Origin of the sequence: Bacillus sp. P14.5 (genome assembly GCF_003316765.1) — a bacterium.
In the GTDB taxonomy this organism is placed as follows: domain Bacteria; phylum Bacillota; class Bacilli; order Bacillales; family Bacillaceae_B; genus Rossellomorea.
Window position 1 is genome coordinate 1 of sequence record NZ_NIJF01000055.1, and the last position, 6538, is coordinate 6538.

Genomic DNA, 6538 nt, shown 5'->3' on the forward strand with positions numbered 1-6538 from the left:
CGGGCGTCATCGTCATGATGGCGACCATCACAATCTGGCTGAGGATCATGACGAACGCACCGACGTAGACGCCACGGCGGTCATGCGTCGATTCGGTCGGATGGACAGACGTGTCGGTCGTTTCTTGCCGTTTCGCCTCGATGGCACGGGCGACGAGAAGCGGATCAGGGTTCAAGAATACAAGCAAAATGAGGCCGGCGAAGAGGTAGGCTACCCCTGCGAGTAAAAATGGTCCCGATAGTGTCGGCAACCCGAGCCCGTCGGCGACACGTCCCATCGGTTCGACCAAGTTCGGACCGGCGACAGCCCCGAACGTCGTCGAGACCATCGCGATGCTGACCGCGGTCGCTCGCTCGGTCGCATTCGCCAAATCTGTCCCTGCGTAACGGGCTTGGAGGTTCGTCGCCGTCCCGGCCCCGTAAATAAGGAGCGAGATGAACAAGAGCGGCACGCTTTCAAGCGTCGCGGCAATGATGACCCCGACCGCTCCGAGCGCACCAGTCAAGAATCCAGTCGCCAGTCCGAAACGTCGTCCGACCCGTTGTGACATCAATCCGATTAAAAAGGCGGCAGCGGCGGAACCGAGCGTGAACAGCGCCGTCGGAACGCCCGCATACGCGTCGGTCCCGAGCAAGTCACGCGCCAGCAAAGCGCCGACGGTAATCCCGGCGGCGAGGCCGGCCCCTCCAAATATTTGTGAGAGCACGACGATGACTAACGTTCGTTTGTATAACTGTCGTTGCTGCTCGAGGTTTTCTACATAAGTAATAATCTCTTTCCGCATCCACTCGTTCCTCCTTCACGCTATATACCCCACCTAGTATATCGCTAGAGAGGAGGGGAAGGGAAGCACGTAAAAAGGATTCGACCCATCGATTTGGGTCGAATCCTTGAACTGTTCACATTAGGCGCGGTCCCAGAACCGTCCTTGCGCGATGCCGTCGATAAACGTATCGAAGCCATCGAGATTGTGTTGTTTGAACGTGTAGACGCCTGGTTGATCTGTCTTCACCCGGCAGCGGTCGAGCACATCATCGTGGTGCAAGTGGAGCGCGAGCGGCTTGAAGTGCTTATACGTGTTCTCGATGAATTCGAGCACATCGTCTTCGACCGAAGTCGCCGTGCTGACGAGGAAGGCGGCATCGAATAAGCTCGAGTCGACCGTGTCGTACGTCTCTTTCACTTTGAGGTCGCCAAGCGTATACGATTTCTTCCCGACGAGGCTGTAATTGACCTTGTTGTCGGCGAGCACTTGGACCCACGCCTTCACTTGTGCGGCATCGACGTCTCCAGCGAGCAGGACGGCGACGCTCTTCGTATCTGGTTTTGCAATCGTATTGCCCATGCTGAGCGCCGGAGAGGTCTTGTCCGAGACGACTTCGTTGTTCTCGGCCGGGAGCTCGACGCCTAAGTTGTCAGCGACGACTGAGGCGAGGTGACGGTCGATCCGATTCAACAAGTCGACGGCATTCTCTTTGACCATGTCCGACTCACATTTGCCGAGCTCGAAGCTGTAGGCGTCTTGAATATGCTGTTTCTCGACGTCGGTCATGCTGTTATAAAACATTTTCGCTTGCGAATAAAAGTCGAGGAAACTGTCGCTCCGGCCCCGAATCTTATGTCCGTCGACTTTCTCTTGATAGTGCTCGAACCCACCTTGGTCGGCCGGGACAGGTTCCGGTTGATTGTTGTTGAGCGCGTTTTTATGATAGCTCGTCTGCCCCTTGTGGACCGACATTTGATGCATCCCGTCGCGTTGGTTGTTATGGAACGGACAGACCGGCTTATTGATCGGGATTTGATGGAAGTTCGGTCCGCCGAGACGTGACAACTGGGTATCCGTGTACGAGAACAGACGTCCTTGAAGGAGTGGGTCGTTCGAGAAATCGATTCCGGGCACGAGATGGCCAGGGTGGAAGGCGACTTGCTCGGTCTCGGCGAAGAAGTTGTCGACGTTGCGATTGAGCATCATCTTGCCGACGAGTTTGACGGGAACGTCTTCTTCCGGCCAAAGTTTGGTCGGGTCGAGAATGTCAAAGTCGAACTTGAACTCATCCTCTTCGGCGATGATTTGAAGTCCGAGTTCCCATTCCGGATAATCGCCTTTATCAATCGCCTCATACAAGTCGACACGATGGAAGTCGGCGTTCTTACCGAGCGCCTTTTGCGCTTCGTCCCACACTTGCGAATGGACGCCGAGTTTTGGTTTCCAATGGAACTTGACGAAGTGCGCCTTGCCTTCCTTGTTGACGAGTCGGAACGTGTGCACGCCGAATCCTTCCATCATGCGCAGGCTACGCGGGATACCGCGGTCGCTCATCGCCCACATCACGTGGTGAGCCGCCTCGTGGTTTTGTCCGACGAAATCCCAGAACGTGTCGTGGGCACTGCCGCCTTGCGGCACTTCCGTGTGCGGTTCCGGTTTCACGGCGTGGACGAGGTCCGGGAATTTGATGGCATCTTGGATGAAGAAGACCGGCATATTGTTCCCGACAAGGTCATAGTTGCCTTCATCGGTATAAAATTTTGTGGCGAACCCACGGACGTCGCGGACGGTGTCCCCAGAACCACGCGAGCCTTGAACCGTCGAGAAACGGACGAATACCGGCGTCACTTTTGACGGGTCGTTCAGGAAGTCGGCTTTCGTATACTCAGCGAGCGGCTCATACACTTGAAACTCTCCGTGGGCCCCGACGCCGCGTGCGTGCACGATGCGCTCAGGAATCCGTTCGTGGTCAAAGTGTGTCATCTTCTCGCGGAAATGGAAATCTTCGATCAGCGTCGGTCCCCGACGTCCGGCCTTAAGCGAGAACTCGTCCTCTGCCATCTTCAGCCCTTGGTTCGTCGTGAGCCCAGCTGGCTGCTCGTTATCGATCATATGTTGTTTTAACTGCTCTTCTTTCTTGTTCCCCATGTTGTTGCCTCCCCTTTAAGTATGCACACACGCTGTAAGCCACATTTTGGCCTACTTAACGAGTTTTCCCTAACCAACCGAGAAAAACCCCCATTTTCAAAATGGAGGTTAGCGTAACATGGATAGACTTTTCGTCTTGCCGTCCGACAGTTTGTAGCGCACGACATAGTGGCGCGATGTCGCCTGCACCGTGGCGGATGTGATTTTGGTCGTCTTCTCGCCAATATGAATCAGCGTCAAATATTCGACCTGCTTGCCGCGTTTTGTCGTCACGACTTGATTGCGGCGTTGCCAATCGTAGTCTCGATAAGACACATAACTCGCCCCGACGGCGACTTTCGGGGTCGATCCGACCTCGAGTTGCAACAGATGGATGGAGCGGTTCTCGTTATCTTTAAACAAGGCGTGACGGCTTCCGCTCGAGACGCGATTCAATCCGGTCCCAAGATGGAACCGTTGAACGAACGAGGTCGTCGTCGGGGCTCGTGATGTCATCGTACACGAGCACCGTCCCATCGCGGTCATAGGCGAGGCGACGGGTGTGCGTCATCCCTTGTCCGAGCAGTCCGCTCGTTCCGGCGGCCGTCCATTGTGTCGACGCGGCACCGACCGACGTGATTTGACTGCGTCGCAAATTGCTCGGTGTTAAGTTGAAGCTCTTACCGGCCACATGGACGGTGTTATGGGCCGCAGCCTGCATGACGACCTTCCGTTCGGGACGGTTCGTATAGGCATAGCGACCGCTCTCGACGAGAAAGTCACGCCCGTAACCATAAAGGTCGATTGACAAGTCGTCGGCATGTTTATGGATATTGCTGTGGTAACCGGCCGTCATCATCACTTGGACCGCGTCGTTGAACGAACCGGCATTACCGCCCCAATGTTGACGGAAGAAGGCGTATTGGTTCGACAGCTTGCCGACGCGGGTCGATGGTTGCGTCCCGGATTTCCCTTGCGTCATCGCATAGAACAAATGTGGGTAACGCTCGATGTACGGAATCGCGTCCGGCCGGTGAACGATGGATGGAGTGTCGCCGAACATCGGGAGTGTCCCGTTCGGCTTCAACATGTACGTCAACGCACCAGGCATGTCCTTGACGTCCCGCATCCGGCTCGACAAAGCGAATCGGTTGGCGGCGGCCCAGTCGTTGAAACGGGCGAGCGTGTCATATAAATAAATCTGATAGAACGGCGAGTGCTCAAGGTGGACCCCGTCCGTGCTCAAGCTATGGTTCAACTGCAACGTGAGCCGGTTCGTCGCAAGGGCCCGCCACGACGAGGAACGATAGAAGCTTCGATGCGTCTCCGCGACAGCGGTCAGCGCCATGTCTTGGAACATGCCGTGGTTATTGTTCGGCTTATAAAAGCTCGACGTCGCGAGGAGCGTCGCATGCTCATAGAGCGTCTTGGCGAATAACTGCGAGAATGCCGGATCCGTGTTGACCGCGGACGAACGGAACTCGTTCCAGAAGTTGAGCAGATGGAACGTCCGAATCGCCGTGCCATGATCATGATACGGCCATGGATAGCGTTTGTAGTTCGCAGCCGGATATTGCTTAGTCCAACTCGTGACGATTCGCTTTCCGTAACGGAGGTATTCGTTGTTTCCGGTCGCAGCGTACGCTTGTGTCAGCTGGTTCAACGTCGTGAAGTAATGGATTTGGAATTTGAACGACTTCGAATCGACCTCAGGGACACTAACGTCGAAGCGGTATGTATCAATATTTGGGACTCGTAACTGATAGGGCGGGGACGGGATATACCAGTTCCCTTTCATGGCGGCGTCGGCCCGAATAATCGCCGTCTTGGCAGTCAGTTCGTCATAAATATACGGTGTCTGGCCACGGGTGAGCGACCGCATATATTCGTGGGTCAGACGCGAATACGTCGAACTAGAAAACGTCGTCAACGACAGGTTTGTCGCCACCAGGTTGACGGCCTTCTTTTTCACGTAATAGACGGTTCTTCCATCTTGGACTTTATAGTAATAACCGGAGGTGCTGAGCGCCTTGAAGCGCTTCGCCGTTCGCAACGTCGCTTTCGGCTTGAGCGTCTTGCCGACAAATTGATAGAGCGTGGTACCGGAAGGGGCGCTTACCTCATATGGCGGTGTCGTCGCAGCCTCAGTGGACAGCGGCGTCAAAGTGGAACCAATCACGAACATCAGCATCCACATAATCATCAATCGTTTCATAACGTCTTCCTTTCTTTGGCCGTTCAACGAGTGGTGTGTATACAATTAGTATACAATTATATATTTAGCCAAAGAAAGGAAAATTCGATGTATTTTTCTGGATGATTCAGGTTATAGAGCGGCCCAAACGTTCTGTTTCAAGACGATTTGTTGAACCGTTTCAGGATGTAAATCATATTTCGTGGAGATCGTGCGGGTCACCTTCGCCTTCAAGTCCGGATCGTCGGACTGTTCCGCTTCATAGACGCGATTCCATGCTTGCCAGACGCGTGCTTCCTGATTGGTTAGTTGGGCATCCCACTCTTTCTCTTTCAACTGCCAGCCGAACGTCATGTCTTCATAAGTACCAGGGTCAACCGTTTCAGCTAAACTCCAATCGCCTTCCGGTGCAAATACGGCCTCACCGAGCGGGGATTCAGTACCGACATAAGCTCCATGGTCATAAAAGCGAAGAAGAGCGGCTTGGAACGTGTCACGTTCCGTCACCTCGTCAATCACATCCTGGCTGATGGATTGGAGCGTCTCCACATCGGGTTGGCCATGGACGACGATGTCATACGCATAGCGGACGGACTCGTCTTCTTTCACCGCCTGTCTCGCTTCGATTGTATAGCGCCCTTCTTCATGCGTCGGCTCTGTTTGTGCGACCGCGTCATCGATGTCATCCTTGGCAGGCTCGTGCGGCCAGGCGTAGACGGTCAAGGCGATGGCAGGGATGAAGAGCAATCCTCTCCTCAGGCGGTACACCCATTTCGGTTTTCGTTTCGTTGTCATCATCATCACTCCAATGCTTATGTATGAAAAAATCCCCTGCTGTCAGGGGATTAACGTGTCCGATCCAATCGTACGATTCGAGCATCTGGACTCTCGATCCCACGGACCAACTCGCTCAAGATTTTAGAACCTAACATGCTGTATACCGTACCGTTGCCTCCATATCCGAGTAAATAAAAGAGGTTGGGCCGGTCCGGGTGTTCCCCGATAAAAGGCAGTTGGTCGATTGACTCCCCGAACAGGGCTACCCACGCATATTCAACTGTCAACTCATACATCGGGAACAAGGCCGCGACTTCTTGCCGTAACCGTTCGGCCCGTCTTTCGATGAGCGCTTCGCTGTGCGGTGTCTCCGGTTTCTCTTCGTCGAGCCCGCCGGCGATAATCCGGCCGTCGACGGTCGTCCGTAAATAAAGATACGGTCGCTTCGTCTCCCAAATGAGCGCCTGACCGTCCCATTCCTTAAAATCAGGCACGGGATTCGTCGCGATCGCATAGGAACGGTTGAGTTCAATCCGGTGTGTGTCGAGGAGCGGGGCAGGGCGGTAGCCTGTCGCAAAGATGACGTGACCCGCTTTGAACGTGCCCTCTGGTGTCAAGACGAGCCAGTCGTCTCCATCGGCGACGATGTCGGTGACGTCCGTCTCTTCAAAGAT

The 6538-nt window shown here is 54.7% G+C and carries 6 protein-coding genes; all 6 read right to left on the reverse strand.

The features are described from left to right. The coding region (locus B9Z54_RS06970; RefSeq protein WP_162785121.1) for an MFS transporter at nucleotides 1–784 on the reverse strand (784 nt) is incomplete at its 3' end. A gap of 120 nt (nucleotides 785–904) precedes the next feature. After that, complete coding sequence (locus B9Z54_RS06975; RefSeq protein ID WP_113927726.1) at nucleotides 905–2914, reverse strand: catalase; 2010 nt, start codon at nucleotides 2912–2914, stop codon at nucleotides 905–907. A gap of 108 nt (nucleotides 2915–3022) precedes the next feature. Then, the gene (locus B9Z54_RS06980) at nucleotides 3023–3316 is read right to left on the reverse strand and encodes a hypothetical protein (RefSeq protein ID WP_113927727.1); all 294 of its coding nucleotides are present in this window, start codon (nucleotides 3314–3316) and stop codon (nucleotides 3023–3025) included. Beyond that, a complete protein-coding gene (locus B9Z54_RS06985; RefSeq protein WP_113927728.1) occupies nucleotides 3309–5108 on the reverse strand; it encodes a heparinase II/III family protein in 1800 nt (599 codons plus the stop codon). Before B9Z54_RS06985 ends, B9Z54_RS06980 begins: the two co-directional genes overlap by 8 nt. A gap of 111 nt (nucleotides 5109–5219) precedes the next feature. Continuing rightward, nucleotides 5220–5882: a hypothetical protein gene (locus B9Z54_RS06990; RefSeq protein ID WP_113927729.1), complete on the reverse strand. Its 663-nt coding sequence runs from the start codon at nucleotides 5880–5882 to the stop codon at nucleotides 5220–5222. 50 nt (nucleotides 5883–5932) lie between these two features. Further along, on the reverse strand, nucleotides 5933–6538 hold a 606-nt coding region (locus tag B9Z54_RS06995), incomplete at its 5' end, for an NAD(P)/FAD-dependent oxidoreductase (RefSeq protein ID WP_162785122.1).

Coding starts and splice junctions, on each gene's coding strand:
- B9Z54_RS06975 (WP_113927726.1), bottom strand. CDS start 2,914: ATGGGGAACAAGAAAGAAGAGCAGTTAAAACAACATATGATCGATAAC.
- B9Z54_RS06985 (WP_113927728.1), bottom strand. CDS start 5,108: ATGAAACGATTGATGATTATGTGGATGCTGATGTTCGTGATTGGTTCC.
- B9Z54_RS06990 (WP_113927729.1), bottom strand. CDS start 5,882: ATGACAACGAAACGAAAACCGAAATGGGTGTACCGCCTGAGGAGAGGA.